Below are 18,113 nucleotides of genomic sequence, written 5' to 3'. Positions count from 1 at the left end.
TGTGCAAACTCCAGAGGGCAACCATGGACTGTCTCGGGGTTCAGAGCATCATGGCGCAAACTGCGTATCCAACTTGAGAAACAGAACCTGATTGAACCGGGTCTTACCCTTTATGGTCTGCGGCATACGGTGGCGACCATTTTGCGGGAGATTGGGCTGAACGACAGAGACCTAGCCGCTGCGCTTGGGCATGAGACAGAGGCCATGGCACGGCTTTATGCAAAAGGGGCTGATTTACGCAAAAGCATGTCGGATATTGCTGTCCGATTTGAAAAGGAAATCACGCTGCGCGGGGAAGAGTTCAGCAAGCAGTTGGAGCAAAAGTGTCAAACCACACTGAGAAAAGTGTCAAACCTTGAGAAAGCTGAGCGAATACTCGGTTTATTATCTAGTAATTTCAAGAAGATAAGTGGTGCCCGGAGGCGGATTCGAACCACCGACACGCGGATTTTCAATCCGCTGCTCTACCAACTGAGCTATCCGGGCATTTCGCGTTGGGCAGTGTGCCCCGCTGAGGTGAGGGTCTTATAGGGCGCCTGATTTCCTCTGTCCAGCACCTCAATGAGTTTTCCCAAAGGCTTTTAGGGGGTTAAATCTTTTTTTCTCAGAACGTATTGCAAGGAAGGGGCTGGCTCACAAAAAAAGGGCGCTGTTCATGCGCCCTTAGTTCTCTTCTACTCTCAACAGACTTAGACGCTGACCCAACTGGCCTGTTCGTGAGATTTGGCCATGGTCTGAACGAGGCCTTCAATGAAGATGCCACGTTCGAAGTCGATCAGGTGACTGTCTTCACCCTGCAGGCTTTTCAGAATCTCGTTGACTTCAATGATCTTCAGATCGTTGAAGCCGAGACCGTGGCCCGGGGCCGGGATGAAGCGGTCGTATGGCGCATGGGCTGGCCCTGCCAGAACTGTGGTGTAGCCCTGCCCTGCGACATCGCCTTCAGCTTTGTAGACGTGCATCTCATTCATACGTTCCTGATCATAAACGATGGAGCCTTTGGAGCCGAAGATCTGTACGGCGATGCGGCCTTTACGTCCCCATGCAGAGCGGTTGAGCTGGAGGGTGCCGTTGCCACCATTTTCCAGTTCAAACAGCACGGTGGCTGCATCAAAGGTTTCAACGGCTTTGTCGTTGCCAGCAGCGTCCTTGCGGGTCGCGTATGGCTTGGTCATATGACACATGACTTTGGCAATGCGCAGATCCAGCGCCATGAGCAAGGACATGGTATGCACGCCGAAGTCATCCAGTGCGCCAAAGCCGGAGGCCAATCCGCTTTTCATGCCCCATTCATCATCCGGGTTGGCCATGAAGTCTTCGTCCATCTCAAGACGGATCTGAAGTACATCGCCGATTTCGCCTGAGTTCAGCAGGTCGCGGATGCGGCGCATCATGGGGTTTTGGATGTAGTTATAACCAAGGAAGGTCTTCTTGCCGGATTTGCGGGAGGCTTCCAGCATTTTCTGCGCATCCGCATAGGATGGAGCCATAGGCTTTTCGCAGTAAACGTGCTTGCCAGCTTCCAGAGCTGCGATTGCCATTTCCGGGTGGAACTCATTCGGCGTGGTAATCGAGATAATGTGAATATCCGGATCGGCCAGCATATCACGCCAGTTGCCCGTGGACCTGGCAAAGCCAAAATCTTTTGCGCGTGCTGCTGCCAGTTCTTCATTCACCTCAGCAAGCGTCACCAACTCTGGCTTCAGCTCACCACCAAACACACCGGATACAGCATTCCATGCCAGAGCATGACATTTGCCCATGTATCCGGTTCCAATCAGACCTACGCCGATTTTTTCCATCTCAGTAATCCTGGAAGTGCCCCTAGAATAGAGTTCATTGGAATAGAACGCGTTATGAACGGGGCATTGATAAAATGAAGGAGCGGCACGATCGGGTAATGCCGCTCCTCAGTGTCTCACTGAACATCCTGTAAGTTGCGTATGCCTGACCCGAAAACCGACAGAGGGTTTTCAGGAATACACATCACACAGTGCCGCCCAATGATGCCTCCAAACTGGCAAGCTCTTGCCCGCCAGCCATGAGATCTTGAAGTTCTTCAGCAGTGATTTCGCCTTTCTTCGCAGTACCAAGGGTTTGCCCCCTGTTCAGCACTGTGAAGCGGTCTCCCACTGCCATGGCGTGGCGTACGTTGTGCGAAATGAACACGACGCCAACACCTTTTTTGCGGACCTTATCCATGGTCGAGAGCACGTTTGACGTCTGGCGTACACCCAGAGCAGAGGTCGGCTCGTCGAGGATGAGGACTTTCGCGCCGAAATACACAGCGCGCGAGATTGCGACTGTCTGGCGTTCCCCACCAGACAGTGTGCCCACAGCCTGATCCGGTTCGCGCAGATTGATGCCCATCTTGGACATTTCTTCCATAGTGACTTCGTTTGCGTACTTATGGTCGAAATAAGAGATCGGGCCGAACTTTTTGACCGGTTCACGGCCAAGCCAGAAGTTGCGGGTGATGGACATGAGCGGGATCATCGCAAGGTCCTGGTGCACCGTTGCAATGCCTGCATTCATAGCATCACGCGGGCTTTCAAAGACTTGCTTCTGACCATCAACGACGATCTCGCCTTTGCTTGGCTTGTGCACGCCGGACATGGTTTTGATGAAGGTGGATTTACCTGCACCATTGTCACCAAGCAGACAATGCACTTCGCCGGGCATGACGGAGAAGGAAACACCTGCCAAAGCAATGACGGAGCCAAAATGCTTCTCAATGTTCTTCATCTCAACAATAGGTGTCGTCATGATCAGCGCTCCCCTGTGACGCGCTTGCGGATCATGTTGTTAAACAACACCGCGATCAGCAGCATGGAACCGAGGAAGACCAGATACCAGTCCTGATCGATATTGGTGTAGCTGAGGCCGATCAGCACCATTCCGAAGATGATGGAGCCGAAGAAGGCACCGATTGCAGAGCCATAACCGCCTGTCAGCAGACAGCCACCGATCACCGCTGCAATGATTGCCTCAAACTCCTTTTGGAAGCCACGGCGGGCGTCCGTTGAGCCAGCATCCATAACAGTCAGGATGGCAACGAGAGCTGCACAGCATGCGGTGAACATGAACAGGTACATTTTGACCTTGCGCACCGGCACACCGGAGTTGCTTGCTGCGTTGCTGTCGCCACCAGCTGCAAAGATCCAGCTGCCAAACGGGGAGCGAAGCAGAACCCAGGTTGCCAGAAGAGCCAGCAGACCAAACCAGAGAATATCGACCGGGATGCCATCTACTTTCGGCTTGCCGGACTTGAAGGTGTCGATCCAGCCCGCTTCAGCCAGCCAGTAGAAGAATGGTGTGAACGCTTCTCCGCTAAAGAAGTCAGCAAGCCAGCTGCCTTCAAACTCTGCACGGATGCCGCGCAGCTGAGTGGAGCCGCCGGTTGCCGCTTTAAGGCCTACCAGAGACAGGCCGCGCAGGATAAACAGGAACGCAAGCGTTACAATGAAAGACGGTAAGCCCGTACGGATGACGATCTGTCCGTTGATGGCACCCATTGCAGCTGCCACGATGAAGGTGACAATAATCGCTGCATAGAGTGGCAGGTCGAAGGTGACCATTGCCGCGCCGAAAATCAGGCCTGTGAACGCAACCATAGAGCCAACGGAGAGATCAAACTCACCGCCGATCATGAGAAGTGCTGCCCCAATAGCCAGAATGCCGAGTTGGGCAGCAGGCGTCATGAAGTTCAGGATCCCCGCGAGGGTGAACATCTTAGGGTCAGCAGTAAAAAGAAAGAAGATTGTTACGAGAGCAAGGCCAGCAATGGCGCCAAGTTCAGGACGCTTCATGAGCCGGGAGATGAGCGAGACGTTTTTTACTCTTTCGTCCGCGCTCTCAACAGCAAGATCGGACATTTTATTTCCCTCAGTTTTGCATGACATGAGAGGGATGCGTGCACCCCTCCCACAGCAAAGCTCCTTAACGGATGCCTTGAGCGGACAGCTCTACAACCTGACCGGCTTTATCAGCGGTGATCAGGTTTGGACCGGATGGAACGTTGCCACCAGGGATAAGTCCGTACTCTGCATTGAGAGCGAGGAAGATAACAGGCAGGTAGCCTTGAAGGAACTGCTGCTGGTCGATTGCAAATGCTGCTTTACCGTCAGCAACTGACTGCAGGAAGCCTGCGGACATGTCGAAGGTTGCAACATTTACTTCGCCAGTGCGTCCAACTGCTTCAACAGCTGCCACTGCTGGCTCACCCACGAGAGAAGCACCAAGACCCATGATGGTGTCGATGTCTTCGTTGGATTGCAGAGTTGCCTTGATCTTCGCTTCAACTTCAGCTGGATCGTTATTTGTTGGAACAACAGTTACGTTGCCACCAAAGCCAGCTGCAAAACCGTCACAACGCAGGTCGAGGGACACATTGCCCACTTCCTGGTTGACGCAGATGCCAACTTTGCCGCCCATGTCAGCAAGCTTTTTGCCTGCTGCTTTACCGGCGTCATACTCGTCCTGGCCTACGTGCAACAAAGCACCAAAGCTTGCGGACACATCACTACCGGAGTTCATGGAGATAACTGGGATGCCAGCTTCCACTGCTTTGGTAATGGATGGGCCGAGCGCGTCACCATCTGGAATGGACACAACAATTCCGTCCGGCTCCTGAACGATTGCTGCATCAATCAGCTGGCTCATGGCCACCATGTCAAAAGTTTCTGGAGCACGGTAGGAAACGTTAGCGCCGCTGTCTTTCGCTGCTTTGTCTACACCGTTCTTAACAACAGACCAGAATGGGTCGTTTGCCTGGCCGTGGCTCACAACAATGATGTCAGCAGCCATTACAGCAGGTGCAGTCATGATCGCAGCAGCAGCTACGAACGCGCGTAAAGTCTTTTTCATATAAACCTCCCAAGATTGGCGTATGCCAATTTTAAGTTAGGGTTTCCCCTAGAAGTCTGATGTTTATCTCGTCCACAAACACCAGAGTTCGAATGCGTTTCCGCACGAATTGTAGTGCTCAGCCGTCCCACGGGCAAAAGCACCCATCACCCCCATTATATCAACGCAAGCCTGATTGCGGCAAATGCGTGCTGATTCAGCACTTTAAAAGGGTGATGGACAGAGCACGTGTTACCGGCCCTACAATCGTAGAATTCATCCAAATTTTAGCAATTCGGAAAATTCATTCCAAATTTATAGAACGTACATTGCGGTTTTTCAAGTTTTGGAATAGATTTTTTTCATGACACAGAATTTAGACGCAATTAGCCCAGACATTCCCTCGGATTACGAGAGCCTGAAAGCTCGAATAAGTACTCTTTCGGACAGCATGCCCAAGCGCCTTTTGCAGTGCGCAAGATATGCTTTGGCGAATCCGGACAGAATCGCACTTGGCACCACAGCCGAGATTGCCAGCGCTGCAGGCGTGCAGCCTTCTACTCTTGTTCGCTTTGCCCAAACGCTGGGATTTGACGGTTTCTCGCAGATGCAGCAGATCTTTCAGGGGCAGCTGGTAGGCCGCAACTCTGAATATACGGAGCGCCTGACGAAGATCCGCGAGAGTGGAACAAACACTCCAGGCAGCATTCTTGGCAACTTTGTAGAACGGTCCAAACAGTCGCTTGATGATCTTCTGCGCCAGGTCGACACGGTCGCTCTTGAGCGCTCCATTGAAGCGCTGTCAGCTGCAGAAAACATACACTTATTAGGCCTGCGGCGTGCATATCCGGTCGTCAGCTACCTACACTATACATTGGGCAAGATGGGCGTGAGAACAAACCTGCTGGAATACACGGGTGGCATTCTGGAGGAACGCGTTCAGTTCATCAACGAGAACGACGCATTGTTTGTGGCGACCTTCAGCCCCTACTCTCCTGAGGTGGTTGAGTTTGCAAGCAAGGCCTTTGGCCGGGGTGTCTCTGTTATCTCCTTGACCGACAGCGTTCTGTCTCCAATTGCCCGCGTTTCTTCAACCGTTCTGGAGGTTAATGAGGCAGAGCATGGCGCGTTCAGATCACTCTCCACAACCATGTGTCTTGCCACTTCTATCGCTGTTGCGGTTGGTGATGCACGAAAGTGGACGTCCCTCTCCTAGAGTATCTCTAAGGAATCAATAGGAAGCCGGCAAAGGACTGAATTTGGAAGAGAGCTTGTTTAAAATTTTGGAACAAAGCTCATTCTATTTTGAACATATATTCCACTTGTGATTATTTTTGGAATATGTAATCTTTCAGGAAATGCTAGTACCTGATTGGGAGAATCCGTTGAAATCACTTGATGTCATCACAATCGGCCGGTCATCGGTCGACCTGTATGGAACGCAGGTTGGCAGCCGACTGGAAGACATGTCTTCATTTAATAAGTATGTCGGCGGCTCACCAACCAATATGTCAGTCGGAACAGCCCGTCTTGGGCTGAAATCTGCCCTTATCTCCCGCGTAGGGGATGAGCACATGGGCCGTTTCATCCGCGAGCAGCTGGTTAAAGAAGGCGTTTGCGTTGATGGTCTTGTTACTGACAAGGACCGCCTGACCGCCCTTGTTATTCTTGGCATTCGCGACAAAGAGCAGTTTCCGCTGATTTTCTATCGCGAAAACTGTGCTGACATGGCGCTGTGCGAAGATGATATTGATCCTGAGTTTATTGCTCAATCCGGCTGTGTGACTGTAACAGGCACACACCTTTCGCACCCACGCACAGAAGCTGCTGTTTTAAAAGCGCTGCGTCTTGCGAAAGAGAACGGCTCCCGTACGGCTCTGGACATTGACTACCGCCCCAACCTTTGGGGTCTTGCGGGCCATGGTGATGGTGAAGAGCGTTTCATCGCTTCTGAGAAAGTGACTGCTGAGCTGCAAAAGCACCTGCACCTGTTTGATCTGATTGTGGGTACGGAAGAAGAGTTCCATATCGCAGGCGGTTCCACCAACACGCTTGAAGCCCTGAATGCCGTGCGCAAGGTCAGTAAGGCTGCTCTTGTTTGCAAGCGTGGCCCGATGGGCGCTGTGGTGTTTGAAGATACGATTGGCGCGAGCCTTGATGATGGCAAGTCCGGTCCGGGCTTCCCGATTGAAGTGTTCAACGTGCTTGGTGCGGGCGATGGCTTTATGTCTGGCCTGCTGCGCGGCTGGCTGAAGGATGAGACCTGGGAAACCACCCTCACCTATGCAAATGCATGTGGTGCGTTTGCTGTCTCTCGCCATGGCTGTGCGCCTGCTTACCCAAGCTGGGAAGAGCTGCAGTGGTTCCTTGATAACGGTTCCTCCGAGCATGCTCTGCGCAAAGATAGGAAGCTTGAGCAGATCCACTGGTCTACCAACCGCAAGGGTGAGTGGTCCAACATGAAGGTGTTTGCCTTCGATCACCGCTCTCAGCTGGAAGACATGGCAGCCAAAGTTGGCGCATCCGAAGACAAGATCCCTGAGTTTAAAGAGCTTTGCCTCAAAGCTGCTCAGCAGGTTCGTGCTGGTGGTGACGACTACGGTATTTTGTGTGATGGCCGTCTTGGTGAGGAAGCTCTGTTCAAAGCAACGGGTTCTGGTCTTTGGATTGGCCGTCCGGTTGAACTGCCGGGCTCTCGCCCACTGGAGCTGGAGATTGGTCCGGACCTTGGTTCGCAGCTGGCGGAATGGCCGGTTGAGCATGTGGTCAAAGTGCTGTGCTTCTACCATCCCGATGACAGCGCTGAGATGAAGGCCCGTCAGGAAGAGACCATTTTACGCCTTGCGCATGCATGCCGCGAAAATAATCTGGAATTTTTGCTCGAAGTCATCCCGTCCAAGGTTGGACCCGTTGATGATGATACCACCGCGACCATCATTCAGCGCTTCTATGATCTGGGTGTTTACCCTGACTGGTGGAAGCTGGAGCCTTTGAAGACCGATGCAGGCTGGCAGAAAGCTTGTGATGCGATCAAGTCAAATGATCCCTGGTGTCGCGGTATTGTTGTTCTTGGCCTTGATGCACCAGCTGAGGAGCTCGCTGCGAGCTTTGAGGTTGCCGGCAAGTATGACCTTGTGAAAGGTTTTGCTGTGGGCCGCACTATTTTTGCTGAGGCTGCTGAGAAGTGGCTTGGCGGAAACATTTCTGACGAAGAAGCCATCGCTAACATGGCTGCAAAATTTGAAGGCCTCGGATCTGTCTGGGAGCAGGCCCGAATGGATAAGAAAGAAGTTGCATGAGCACGATCAGATTAACAGCCGCGCAGGCTCTGGTTCGCTATCTAGCAGCCCAGAAGACGCCTGAGGGAGACAGCTTTATTGCTGGGGTCTGGGCTATTTTCGGTCACGGTAACGTGGCGGGTCTTGGTGAAGCGCTTTATCACGCTCAGGACACGCTGCCGACCTACCGCGGTCACAACGAGCAAGGTATGGCCCATGCGGCTATCTCCTATGCCAAGGCATCCAACCGTCGCCGTGCGATGGCTGTGACCACCTCCATTGGTCCCGGTGCGACCAACATGGTGACTGCTGCTGCGCTGGCTCACGTGAACCGCCTGCCGGTTCTGCTGTTGCCAGGTGACGTGTTTGCAAATCGTGCGCCGGATCCAGTGCTTCAGCAGATTGAAGACTTTCAGGATGGCACCGTCAGTGCAAATGACACTTTCCGCCCTGTAAGCCGTTACTATGACCGCATCCAGCGCCCTGAGCAGCTTCTGACTGCTCTGCCACGCGCTATGGCGGTTATGACTGATCCGGTCGAGTGTGGCCCTGTCACGCTGGCTATGTGTCAGGACGTGCAGGCAGAAGCATATGACTGGCCTGAGAGCTTCTTTGAAGAGCGCACCTTGCACTTCCGCCGCCCTGCACCTGATGCAGCTGAGCTGGAATCTGCGGTTGCTGCCATCCGCGCTGCGAAAAAACCAATGATCATTGCTGGTGGTGGTGTGCACTACTCTCTGGCAACGGATGATCTGAAGAGCTTTGCTGAGACACACAAGGTACCAGTTGCTGAAACGCAGGCTGGCAAGTCCGCTCTGCCATGGGATCATGAGCTGAATCTGGGCAGTGTTGGTGTGACCGGCTCTTCTGCTGCAAACGCTGTTGCTGAAGATGCTGATCTGATCATTGCAGTTGGCACACGCCTGCAGGACTTCACGACAGGGTCCTGGGCACTGTTTAAGAACCCGGATCGCCGTATTTTGCAGCTGAACGTAGCTTCTTACGACACTGGCAAGCACAATGCGCTGCCGCTGGTGTGTGATGCACGTGTTGGCTTGCAGGCTCTCAGCCAAAACCTAGGCAGCTGGAAGGCCGAGACCGAGACAGCGTCTCACCTTGCAACCTGGCTCTCAGCCGTTGAAAATGCAACGGCAGCCCCTGAGGGTGGCAATGAGTTGCCAACTGATGCGCAGGTGATTGGCGCTGTTCAGCGTGCCTCCAACGCAGACACCACTGTTGTGTGTGCGGCTGGTGGCCTGCCGGGCGAGCTGCACAAGCTTTGGAAGACCGACAAGCCGGGTGGTTACCATCTGGAATACGGCTTCTCCTGCATGGGCTATGAGATTGCCGGTGGTCTTGGCGTGAAGATGGCCAAGCCAGAGAACGAAGTGGTCGTCATGGTTGGCGATGGCAGCTACATGATGATGAACTCCGAGCTGGCGACCTCCGTCATGCTGGGCCACAAGATCATTCTGGTTCTGCTGGACAACCGCGGTTACGGCTGCATCAACCGCTTGCAGATGGCAACCGGTGGTGACAACTTCAACAACCTGCTGGATGATGCCTACCACGTTGAACCATCCAACATTGATTTTGCTGCACATGCGGGTGCAATGGGGGCAACCTCTGAGCACGTGAAGAGCATTGAAGAGCTGAGTGAAGCTCTGGAGCGCGCAAAAGCCAGCACCAAGTCCTACTGCATTGTGATCGACACTGATCCGCTGCCAACCATGCCTGAAGGTGGCCACTGGTGGGATGTAGCTGTGCCAGAAGTATCAAAAAGAAAAGAAGTTAATGAAGCTCGCAAGGGCTATGAGCATGCGCTGACCAATCAGCGTTTGGGGGACTAAGGCCAATGATCCGTTACGGAACCAACCCAATTGCGTGGAGCAATGACGACGACCGTACTCTTGGTGCGCACATTTCTCTGGAACAGTGCCTGAGCGAGGCTGGCGAAATCGGCTTTGGCGGCATTGAAAAGGGCCACAAGATGCCAACCGAGCCAGCTGCTTTGAAAGCTGCGCTCGACCCGCATGGTCTTGCCTTTGTTTCCGGCTGGCATTCCCTGAACCTGTTGGCTCACAGCGTTGAAGAGGAAAAGAAGGCTATCCAGCCGCACCTCGATCTGCTCAAAGCCATGGGCTGTAAGGTTTGCATCACCTGTGAGACTTCCAACGCGATCCACGGCGCTGATGATACCCCGCTGGCAGACAAGCCTGTGCTGGCTGATGACCAGTGGGCGAAGTTTGGCGCTGACGTTGAAGCAGTTGCTGCCTATTGTGCTGAACAGGGTATCTCGCTCGTTTACCATCACCACATGGGTACTGTGGTACAGAGCGGTGAAGAGATTGATCGCTTTATGGACGTGACCGGACCGAACACCTACCTGCTGCTGGACACTGGCCATGCATGGTTTGGTGGAGCAGATCCGGTTGAAGTTGCCAAGAAGCATATGGCGCGTGTACGCCATTTGCATACGAAGAACGTTCGCCCGACTGTCCGCGCACAGGTTGAAGGCGAGCGCCTGAGCTTCCTGGAAGGCGTCCGCCGCGGTGTGTTCACCGTTCCTGGCGATAAAGAAGGCGGCGTTGATTTTGAACCTGTGCTGAAGGTTGCAGCCGAGCATGGCTATGAAGGCTGGCTGGTGATTGAAGCGGAGCAGGACCCTGATCAGCGCAATCCGTTCACATACCAGAGCATGGGCCTGAAAGCACTGCGTGAGATGGCTATCAGCGCTGGTCTTGATAAGAAGGTAGTCGCATGAGCAAGCTTCTCGTAAAACCCAATGGTACAGAGGGCAAGGTGCATGACATCACGCCTGAATCTGCCGGTTGGGGCTACGTTGGTTTTGGCCTTTATCATCTGGAACCAGGCGCAAACGCCAAGGAGCTGATGAAGGGCAAAGAAGCCATTCTGGTTATCGTGGAAGGCAAAGCTTCCATCACTTCTGATGGTCAGGACTTTGGTGTGCTTGGTGAGCGTAAGAACGTGTTTGAGCGCATCAAGCCATGGTGTGTGTACGTTCCTGCCGGAGCTGAGTGGAGCGCAACTGCTGTTACCAAGCTGACACTGGCTGTGTGTACTGCCCCTGCAAAAGACGGCAGCTACCCTGCCCGCGTGATTGGCCCGGATGACATCCCTAGCGTTGAGCGCGGCGTTGGTGCCAACACCCGCTACATTCACCCGATTGCCATGGAAGACCAGGACTTTGCAGAGAGCCTGCTGGTGACTGAGGTCTACACCCCTCAGGGCAACTGGTCATCTTATCCTCCGCATCGTCATGATGAAGATAACTTCCCGGAAATGACCTATCTGGAAGAGACGTATTACCACCGTCTCAACCCGGACCAGGGTTTCGGTTTCCAGCGTGTGTTCACTGAAGATGGTGAGCTGGATGAGGCGATTGCCATGTCCAGCGGGGATGTTGTGCTTGTTCCAAAAGGGCACCACCCTTGCGGCTCTCCGTATGGCTACGAAATGTACTACCTGAATGTGATGGCTGGCCCGATGCGTAAATGGCGCTTCCAGAACCACCCTGACCACGACTGGATTGCACAGCGCGACGCAAAACCTGCGGACGCCTAAGGCACCTGATATCCGCGTGTTCCCACTGATATGTCCTTGGGAGCACGCGTTTAATAAGCGCGTAGATTCTGCGGAAACCACTAGGCATTCGTTGGAAATGCGCGATATAAACGCTGTTGTGAAAGATAAGCTATGACTGTTTCAATTGGCCTGTTGGGAGCTGGCCGTATTGGCAAGACCCACGCAAAAGCTGTAAGCCAGCTTGAAAATGCCAAGATGGCTGCTGTGTTCGACCCGTTTGAAGATGCTGCAAAAGAGATTGCAGCTCAGACAGGTGCACGCGTTGACGGCCTTGATGCCATCATGAACGATCCGGCTATTGATGCTGTGATCATCGCGACCCCAACTGATCTGCACGCTGAGCAGATTGAGCAGGCTGCGCGTGCTGGTAAGGCAATCTTCTGCGAAAAGCCAATCCATCTGGACGGCGACCGTGTGCGCGAATGCCTCAAGGTTGTTGAGGAGACCGGTGCCAAGCTGATGGTTGGCTTCAACCGTCGTTTTGACCCGAACTTCGCTGAAGTGAAGCGCCAGATCGAAGCAGGTGTGATTGGTGACGTTGAGATGGTTCAGATCACCTCTCGTGACCCTTCCCCGCCACCAGTCGATTACGTGAAGCGCTCCGGCGGTTTGTTCAAAGACATGATGATCCATGACTTTGACATGGCTCGCTTCCTGCTTGGCGAAGAAGTTGTTGAAGTGAACGCTATGGGCAGCGCACTCGTATCTGAAGAGATCGGTGCTGCTGGTGATGTGGACACCGCAACTGCAACGCTGAAGACAGCAAGCGGCAAGATCTGCACCATCACCAACTCCCGCCGCGCCACTTACGGCTACGACCAGCGCGTGGAAGTGCACGGTTCCAAGGGTATGGTGTCTGCAGAAAACATGCGCACCACCACTGTGACTGTAGCAAATGGTGACGGCTACACCGCTGAGCCACTCATGGACTTCTTCATGGAGCGTTATGAAGCGGCTTACCGCATTGAGCTTGCTGCCTTCGTTGACGCTTTGACCAGTGGTTCCGAGATCTCTCCAAACGGCTTTGATGGCCTGAAGGCTCTCGAACTTGCTGAAGCTGCAACTGAAGAAGTTGCCAAAGCACGCGATCTGGCAAACGCTTAAGCTGCTTTAAAAACTGAATATGAAAAGGGCCGATGCATTGCAACGGCCCTTTTTTATTGGTCTAAAGCCTTCGCTTTACGCCATGGCTGCCTGACGGCGGACGGTGGCGATGCGGAAGCGGTTGGCGACGTAGGCGCCGTCTGTGAGGCTGGCGTTGCCGGCCGGGTTGGCACCGGTGACGTGGAAGTCAGAGTACGCTGCTGACTGGTTCACGTAGATGTTGCCAATCAGGTTCACAGAAAGCGGTGCGCCTGCCCAGGCGTAGGCATCGGTGGCCTTGTCAATCACATCTTCATTGGTTGAATACAGCGCTGCGGTGATGGCACCGTGGCTCTTGGCTGAGCCTGCTGCACGGGCGATGGCGTCGTCGATATCATCACAAGCAATGATGAAGGAGATCGGGCCGAAGCGCTCCTGCATGTAAGCTTCTTCTTCTTTGGAATCGACCGCCACAACGGTTGGCGTTGCAGAACGTGCGCCGTTCATGCCTTCTACTGGCTCAGAAGAGCGGATCACTTTGCCCAGTTTTCCTGCTGCAAAAATACGTTCCAATGTGGACGGGTTCTGCACGGCACCGAGGATGGCAGCGGCACGAGCCGGATCGCCAAGAAGCTTGTCCAATGAGATCTTGATGGCTTGCGCCACTTCCTCAAAGCTCTTCTTGCCGTCGTTGGTTTCAATGCCGTCACGGGGAACGAAGATGTTCTGCGGTGTGGTGCACATCTGACCAGAATAGAGCGACAGGGAGAACGCAATGTTGCTGGCCATGCCGCGCAGGTTGTCAGTCGATTCAATGGTGATTGCGTTGACGCCAGCTTCCTCGGTGTAGACCAATGCATCACCTGCATTTTCACGCACCCACGCTCCAAAGGCATTAGAGCCGGTGAAGTCGATGATCTTCACAGCATCATTGGTCACCAGTTCCTTGGTTTTTGGCGCCTCTGCGGTATCAGCAGCCAGCATCAGTACGTTTGGATCAAAGCCAGCTTCTTTGAGCACCTCACGGCCAATCTGAATGGAGATGGCCATTGGCAGGATCGCCATTGGGTGCGGTTTGATGATGACCGGGTTGCCAGTGACGAAGCTTGCGAACATACCCGGATAGGTGTTCCAGGTTGGGAAAGTTGCACAGCCGATGACCAGCGCAACACCGCGTGGCACAACGCGGAATTTCTTATCCAGCACAATCGGATCATGCTTGCCCTGCGGCTTGGTCCAGGTCACCTCGGTTGGTGTCTGGGTCATCGCGTCATAGGCATAAGCGACGGCTTCCAGCCCTCTGTCCTGCGCGTGCGGGCCACCTGCCTGAAACGCCATCATGAAGGCCTGACCAGAGGTGTGCATCACCGCGTTGGCGATGAGAAAGGATTTTTTGTTGATGCGGCTCAGCATTTCCAGCGCAACGCCGACGCGCTCTTCAACACTGGCTTTCGCCCAGCTCTTGCCAGCTTCTGAGGCTGCTTTGACCAACTCTGCGGGATCGGCATCTTCATAGGTGACGCCCAGCTCTTTGCCATAGGGCGACGATTCTGCGCCTGTCCAGTTGCCGTTGGTTGGCTGGCCCAGTGCGAATGGCTTACTGAGAATCCCCTCAAATTCTGCAAGCTGATCGTCTTTTGCTGTTTCGCCGTAGATCTTACCGGATGCGATCTCAGGATAAGCGGACCAGTAATCTCTTGATTTACTTGTCTTTACTGCTTGAAAGAGCGTGTCTTTATGCGTTTCAAAAAAGTTACTCATTGTTCCTCCTCGAAAAACCTGCGCCTACCGCAGTGCTTCTTCGACCAATGTGTGACCTTAAAGCGCTCCGCAATTACTCCAGATCGCGCGAACACTTTAAGGTCTCTTGTTTCCTGCGTATTCTCTTCCCAAAACCGGATTCCACTTTTGGCGAATACGCTCTGAATTCCAATTGACAGCGGTTTCACTTCCAGACAATAATTTACCGACCGGTCAGTCATTTCAAGCAAAAAGTGCCAGAACCATCGACCAGTCTACGAAATGATTAGGTTTTCCAGAGGGCTCTCCTCATGAATTTGGAAGTTCATTGGGAGTAAATTGGTGGTTCACTGGTGAGTGATGATTGATCTATTTGGAGGGAGAGACCATGAGCGAGACCACAGTCATTTCCGAGCAGAGCATCTTGGTGGATGTGAATGACACCTACCACGTGATTACGCTGAACCGCCCTGACAAGCTGAACTCGTTCAATGACGAGATGCACCGCGCGCTCTATGCGGCGCTGGAAGCTGCGGACGCAGATGACAACTGCCGCGCCATTTTGCTGACGGCTGCAGGCAAAGGCTTCTGCGCTGGTCAGGATCTTGGTGACCGCGTGAAGCCGACACCAGACTCCCCTCCACCGGACCTGACCCAGACCATCGGTGATTTTTATAATCCTCTCATCCGCAAGCTGAAGTCGATCAACATACCGATCGTGTGTGCAGTCAATGGCGTGGCAGCTGGTGCAGGCGCCAACATTGCCATGGCCTGTGATATTGTGATTGCCTCTGAGAAAGCCAAGTTTATTCAGGCGTTTGCCAAGATCGGGCTTGTGCCGGATTCTGGTGGCACCTACTTCCTGCCGCGTCTCGTGGGTTCTGCCCGTGCACGTGGCCTTGCCATGCTGGGCACGCCGATCACCGCTGCGCAGGCTGCGGAATGGGGCATGATCTGGAAGTGTTCTTCTGCCGAGACCTTTCTGGAGGAAGCCACTGCTATGGTGCAGGAGTTTTCTGTTGGGCCAACCATCGGCCTTGGCCTGATCAAGCAAGCGCTGAATGCTTCAGAAGGCAACACACTGGATGAACAGCTTGATCTGGAGCGGGATTACCAGGGCGAAGCCGGACGGACACCGGATTATCTGGAGGGCGTGACGGCCTTCATGGATAAGCGGGCTCCAAAGTATTCAGGCAAGCGCTGATGAACAAGCAGGAATTAGCGGAGGCCGTTGCGGCCTCCATGTGGGACGAAGACGAGGCGACACAAGCGCTTGGGATGACGCTGGACGAGATTGCACCCGGACGGGCTGTGATTTCCATGAAGGTGATGGAGCGCATGACCAACGGGCATAAGACCTGTCATGGCGGGTACATTTTTACCCTTGCAGACAGTGCCTTTGCGTTTGCATGCAACAGCCATAACCAACGTGTTGTCGCCTTTCAGTGTTCCATCACGTATCTCGCCCCTGCTTTTGAAGATGATGTTTTAACGGCAACTGCCGAGGAACTTACCGTGCAAGGCCGATCCGGCATTTACGACATTCATGTGCGCAATCAGGACGGCGCGCATATTGCAGAATTTCGCGGAAACTCGAGGACCATCAAAGGGACACATATCGAGTTAAGCACCTAATTTTTATGGATGACCAGCATTTGAGGAGGAGAAAATGTTGGAGGTTGAAGAACGCAGGCCCGATCTGGAGCCTATTGAAACGGCAGGACGGGAAGACCTAGCAGCGCTGCAATTGGAGCGCATGCGCTGGTCAGTGCGGCACGCCTATGAGAACGTAAAGTTCTACAAAGACAGTTTTGATGCAGCTGGCGTGCATCCTGATGATCTGCAAAGCCTTGCTGATCTGGCGAAGTTTCCATTCACCACCAAGCAGGACTTGCGCGACAATTATCCGTTCGGGATGTTTGCTGTTCCGGAAGAGGATATCTGCCGCATTCATGCATCCTCTGGCACCACAGGCAAGCCTACCGTTGTCGGCTACACCAAGAAGGATATTGAAACCTGGGCCGGTGTGGTTGCGCGTTCCATTCGTGCAGCAGGTGGCAAGCCGGGTGACAAAGTGCACATCGCTTATGGTTATGGGCTGTTTACAGGTGGCCTGGGTGCGCACTACGGGGCGGAAGCGCTTGGCTGTACTGTCATTCCAATGTCTGGCGGCATGACAGAGCGGCAGGTGCGGCTGATTGAGGACTTCAAGCCAGAGATCATCATGGTCACCCCGTCTTACATGCTCTCCATTCTGGATGAGTACCGCAAAGAAGGGCTGGACCCGCGCAAGAGTTCCATCAAGATCGGCATCTTTGGAGCTGAGCCATGGACCAACTCCATGCGCGAAGAGATTGAACAAGCCTTCGACATGCATGCGGTTGATATCTATGGCCTTTCAGAGGTTATGGGTCCGGGTGTGGCGCAGGAGTGCGTTGAGACCAAGGATGGCCTACACATCTGGGAGGATCACTTCTATCCGGAGATCATTGATCCGGTAACTGGTGAGGTTCTGCCGGATGGATCAGAAGGTGAGCTGGTGTTTACCACGCTGACCAAGGAAGGCCTGCCGATCATCCGCTATCGCACCCGCGACCTGACCCGCTTGATGCCGGGCACGGCCCGCAAGATGCGGCGCATGGAGAAGATCACCGGTCGGTCTGACGACATGATGATCGTACGCGGTGTGAATGTGTTCCCGACCCAGATTGAAGAACAGATGCTGCGCTGTGACGGGCTCTCCCCTCACTACCAGATCCAGATTGCCCGCAAGGGACGCATGGACCAGCTGACCGTCAACGTGGAAGCCGCTGCACATGCAACGTCTGACGCTGATCGTTTGGCAAGCGCCAGGGAACTGGCGGTTCATGTGAAAAACAACATCGGAATTTCGGTTGGGGTAGACGTGGGCCTGCCAAATTCCATAGAACGAAGCCAAGGCAAGGCCACGCGGGTTATCGACCTGCGGCCTAAAGAAGATTAACGGAATTAAAAAGCATGGCGCGCACCAGAGCAGCGGATTATGACGACAAACGCAAATCCATCTTAAAGTTATCGGCGCGCGCCTTTGCGCAGCAAGGCTATGACAAAACCTCGATGGCGCAGCTCGCCAAGATCTGTGGGTTCTCCAAGGCTTTGCTCTATCACTACTACGAGAACAAGGAGACGCTGCTGATCGACATCATCAGCGCTCATCTTGAAGAGCTGGTTGATGCGGTGGAAAGTATTGCTCAGGCAGAACAAGACCCACTGGAGCGTCTGCGCGGCCTGTGCCGTGCTTTACTGCTGGCTTATGAAGACGCAGATTCTGAGCATAAGCTGCAGATCAACGAGCTGTCCTTTCTTCCAACAGAGAAAAAGCAGGACATCATTGAGCTGGAGCGCAAACTGGTTGCCATCTTCGCCAAAGCAGTTGCGGCCACAAACCCGCAGTTTGGCGATGGCAGTGCGCTGATCAAGCCCGTGACCATGAGCCTGTTTGGTATGCTCAACTGGTCTTATCTATGGTTTAAACCGGGCGGCGACCTGACCCGCGAAGGTTACGCGGATCTGGTGGTGCAG

Annotated in this window: 15 protein-coding genes and 1 tRNA gene; 10 read left to right on the top strand and 6 right to left on the bottom strand. The window is 53.8% G+C overall.

The window, feature by feature from the left end:
• Nucleotides 1-410: 410 nt before the first annotated feature.
• From PsW74_RS03205 to PsW74_RS03185, 5 genes are all read right to left on the bottom strand, one after another.
• Nucleotides 411-486, bottom strand: a tRNA-Phe gene (locus PsW74_RS03205).
• A 203-nt stretch (nucleotides 487-689) separates the two neighbouring features.
• On the bottom strand, nucleotides 690-1,802 hold the full coding sequence (locus PsW74_RS03200) for a Gfo/Idh/MocA family oxidoreductase (RefSeq protein WP_063287374.1): 1,113 nt from the start codon (nucleotides 1,800-1,802) through the stop codon (nucleotides 690-692).
• A 184-nt stretch (nucleotides 1,803-1,986) separates the two neighbouring features.
• Nucleotides 1,987-2,766 carry an ATP-binding cassette domain-containing protein gene (locus PsW74_RS03195; protein ID WP_057465013.1) on the bottom strand — a complete coding sequence of 260 codons (780 nt, stop codon included), beginning with the start codon at nucleotides 2,764-2,766 and terminating at the stop codon, nucleotides 1,987-1,989.
• 2 nt (nucleotides 2,767-2,768) lie between these two features.
• The gene (locus PsW74_RS03190) at nucleotides 2,769-3,875 is read right to left on the bottom strand and encodes an ABC transporter permease (RefSeq protein WP_063287373.1); all 1,107 of its coding nucleotides are present in this window, start codon (nucleotides 3,873-3,875) and stop codon (nucleotides 2,769-2,771) included.
• A 64-nt stretch (nucleotides 3,876-3,939) separates the two neighbouring features.
• On the bottom strand, nucleotides 3,940-4,866 hold the full coding sequence (locus tag PsW74_RS03185) for a sugar ABC transporter substrate-binding protein (protein ID WP_063287372.1): 927 nt from the start codon (nucleotides 4,864-4,866) through the stop codon (nucleotides 3,940-3,942).
• A 343-nt stretch (nucleotides 4,867-5,209) separates the two neighbouring features.
• On the opposite strand from PsW74_RS03185, the gene PsW74_RS03180 reads away from it, so the two are divergent.
• The 6 genes from PsW74_RS03180 (at nucleotide 5,210) to iolG (ending at nucleotide 12,833) form a co-directional block, all read left to right on the top strand.
• Nucleotides 5,210-6,061 (top strand): MurR/RpiR family transcriptional regulator, encoded by an 852-nt coding sequence (locus PsW74_RS03180; RefSeq protein ID WP_063287371.1) that lies wholly within the window; start codon nucleotides 5,210-5,212, stop codon nucleotides 6,059-6,061.
• Nucleotides 6,062-6,203: 142 nt separating this feature from the next.
• On the top strand, nucleotides 6,204-8,144 hold the full coding sequence (gene iolC / locus PsW74_RS03175; protein WP_193775918.1) for a 5-dehydro-2-deoxygluconokinase: 1,941 nt from the start codon (nucleotides 6,204-6,206) through the stop codon (nucleotides 8,142-8,144).
• Entirely contained in the window at nucleotides 8,141-9,973 is a 1,833-nt protein-coding gene (iolD, locus tag PsW74_RS03170) for a 3D-(3,5/4)-trihydroxycyclohexane-1,2-dione acylhydrolase (decyclizing) (RefSeq protein ID WP_063287370.1), read from the top strand. Before iolC ends, iolD begins: the two co-directional genes overlap by 4 nt.
• Before the next feature lie 5 nt (nucleotides 9,974-9,978).
• Nucleotides 9,979-10,887: a myo-inosose-2 dehydratase gene (gene iolE / locus PsW74_RS03165; protein WP_063287369.1), complete on the top strand. Its 909-nt coding sequence runs from the start codon at nucleotides 9,979-9,981 to the stop codon at nucleotides 10,885-10,887.
• Entirely contained in the window at nucleotides 10,884-11,708 is an 825-nt protein-coding gene (iolB, locus tag PsW74_RS03160) for a 5-deoxy-glucuronate isomerase (protein WP_063287368.1), read from the top strand. Before iolE ends, iolB begins: the two co-directional genes overlap by 4 nt.
• A 132-nt stretch (nucleotides 11,709-11,840) precedes the next feature.
• On the top strand, nucleotides 11,841-12,833 hold the full coding sequence (iolG, locus tag PsW74_RS03155; RefSeq protein WP_063287367.1) for an inositol 2-dehydrogenase: 993 nt from the start codon (nucleotides 11,841-11,843) through the stop codon (nucleotides 12,831-12,833).
• Between the two features lie 75 nt (nucleotides 12,834-12,908).
• On the opposite strand, the gene paaN is transcribed toward iolG, so the two are convergent.
• On the bottom strand, nucleotides 12,909-14,573 hold the full coding sequence (gene paaN / locus PsW74_RS03150) for a phenylacetic acid degradation protein PaaN (RefSeq protein ID WP_063287366.1): 1,665 nt from the start codon (nucleotides 14,571-14,573) through the stop codon (nucleotides 12,909-12,911).
• 367 nt (nucleotides 14,574-14,940) lie between these two features.
• Here paaN and paaG point away from each other — a divergent pair, with 367 nt between their 5' ends.
• The 4 genes from paaG to PsW74_RS03125 all read left to right on the top strand — a co-directional run.
• Nucleotides 14,941-15,756 (top strand): 2-(1,2-epoxy-1,2-dihydrophenyl)acetyl-CoA isomerase PaaG, encoded by an 816-nt coding sequence (paaG, locus tag PsW74_RS03140; RefSeq protein ID WP_208980473.1) that lies wholly within the window; start codon nucleotides 14,941-14,943, stop codon nucleotides 15,754-15,756.
• Nucleotides 15,756-16,187: a hydroxyphenylacetyl-CoA thioesterase PaaI gene (gene paaI / locus PsW74_RS03135; RefSeq protein WP_057465005.1), complete on the top strand. Its 432-nt coding sequence runs from the start codon at nucleotides 15,756-15,758 to the stop codon at nucleotides 16,185-16,187. Before paaG ends, paaI begins: the two co-directional genes overlap by 1 nt.
• 34 nt (nucleotides 16,188-16,221) lie before the next feature.
• On the top strand, nucleotides 16,222-17,535 hold the full coding sequence (paaK, locus tag PsW74_RS03130) for a phenylacetate--CoA ligase PaaK (RefSeq protein WP_063287364.1): 1,314 nt from the start codon (nucleotides 16,222-16,224) through the stop codon (nucleotides 17,533-17,535).
• Nucleotides 17,536-17,549: 14 nt separating this feature from the next.
• A partial coding sequence (locus PsW74_RS03125) for a TetR/AcrR family transcriptional regulator (protein WP_208987810.1) occupies nucleotides 17,550-18,113 on the top strand: 564 nt, incomplete at its 3' end.

This window comes from Pseudovibrio sp. W74, from assembly GCF_001623085.1.
GTDB lineage: Bacteria > Pseudomonadota > Alphaproteobacteria > Rhizobiales > Stappiaceae > Pseudovibrio.
Note: the sequence above shows the minus strand (reverse complement) of the source record. Positions and strands in the feature narration are given on the sequence as shown.

Bases quoted from the DNA above. Each gene is read 5' to 3' on its own strand.
- paaG (WP_208980473.1), top strand. From the start codon at position 14,941: ATGAGCGAGACCACAGTCATTTCCGAGCAGAGCATCTTGGTGGATGTG.
- paaI (WP_057465005.1), top strand. From the start codon at position 15,756: ATGAACAAGCAGGAATTAGCGGAGGCCGTTGCGGCCTCCATGTGGGAC.
- iolG (WP_063287367.1), top strand. From the start codon at position 11,841: ATGACTGTTTCAATTGGCCTGTTGGGAGCTGGCCGTATTGGCAAGACC.
- PsW74_RS03195 (WP_057465013.1), bottom strand. From the start codon at position 2,766: ATGACGACACCTATTGTTGAGATGAAGAACATTGAGAAGCATTTTGGC.
- iolD (WP_063287370.1), top strand. From the start codon at position 8,141: ATGAGCACGATCAGATTAACAGCCGCGCAGGCTCTGGTTCGCTATCTA.
- PsW74_RS03180 (WP_063287371.1), top strand. From the start codon at position 5,210: ATGACACAGAATTTAGACGCAATTAGCCCAGACATTCCCTCGGATTAC.
- paaN (WP_063287366.1), bottom strand. From the start codon at position 14,573: ATGAGTAACTTTTTTGAAACGCATAAAGACACGCTCTTTCAAGCAGTA.
- iolE (WP_063287369.1), top strand. From the start codon at position 9,979: ATGATCCGTTACGGAACCAACCCAATTGCGTGGAGCAATGACGACGAC.
- iolC (WP_193775918.1), top strand. From the start codon at position 6,204: ATGCTAGTACCTGATTGGGAGAATCCGTTGAAATCACTTGATGTCATC.
- iolB (WP_063287368.1), top strand. From the start codon at position 10,884: ATGAGCAAGCTTCTCGTAAAACCCAATGGTACAGAGGGCAAGGTGCAT.
- PsW74_RS03185 (WP_063287372.1), bottom strand. From the start codon at position 4,866: ATGAAAAAGACTTTACGCGCGTTCGTAGCTGCTGCTGCGATCATGACT.
- PsW74_RS03190 (WP_063287373.1), bottom strand. From the start codon at position 3,875: ATGTCCGATCTTGCTGTTGAGAGCGCGGACGAAAGAGTAAAAAACGTC.
- PsW74_RS03200 (WP_063287374.1), bottom strand. From the start codon at position 1,802: ATGGAAAAAATCGGCGTAGGTCTGATTGGAACCGGATACATGGGCAAA.
- paaK (WP_063287364.1), top strand. From the start codon at position 16,222: ATGTTGGAGGTTGAAGAACGCAGGCCCGATCTGGAGCCTATTGAAACG.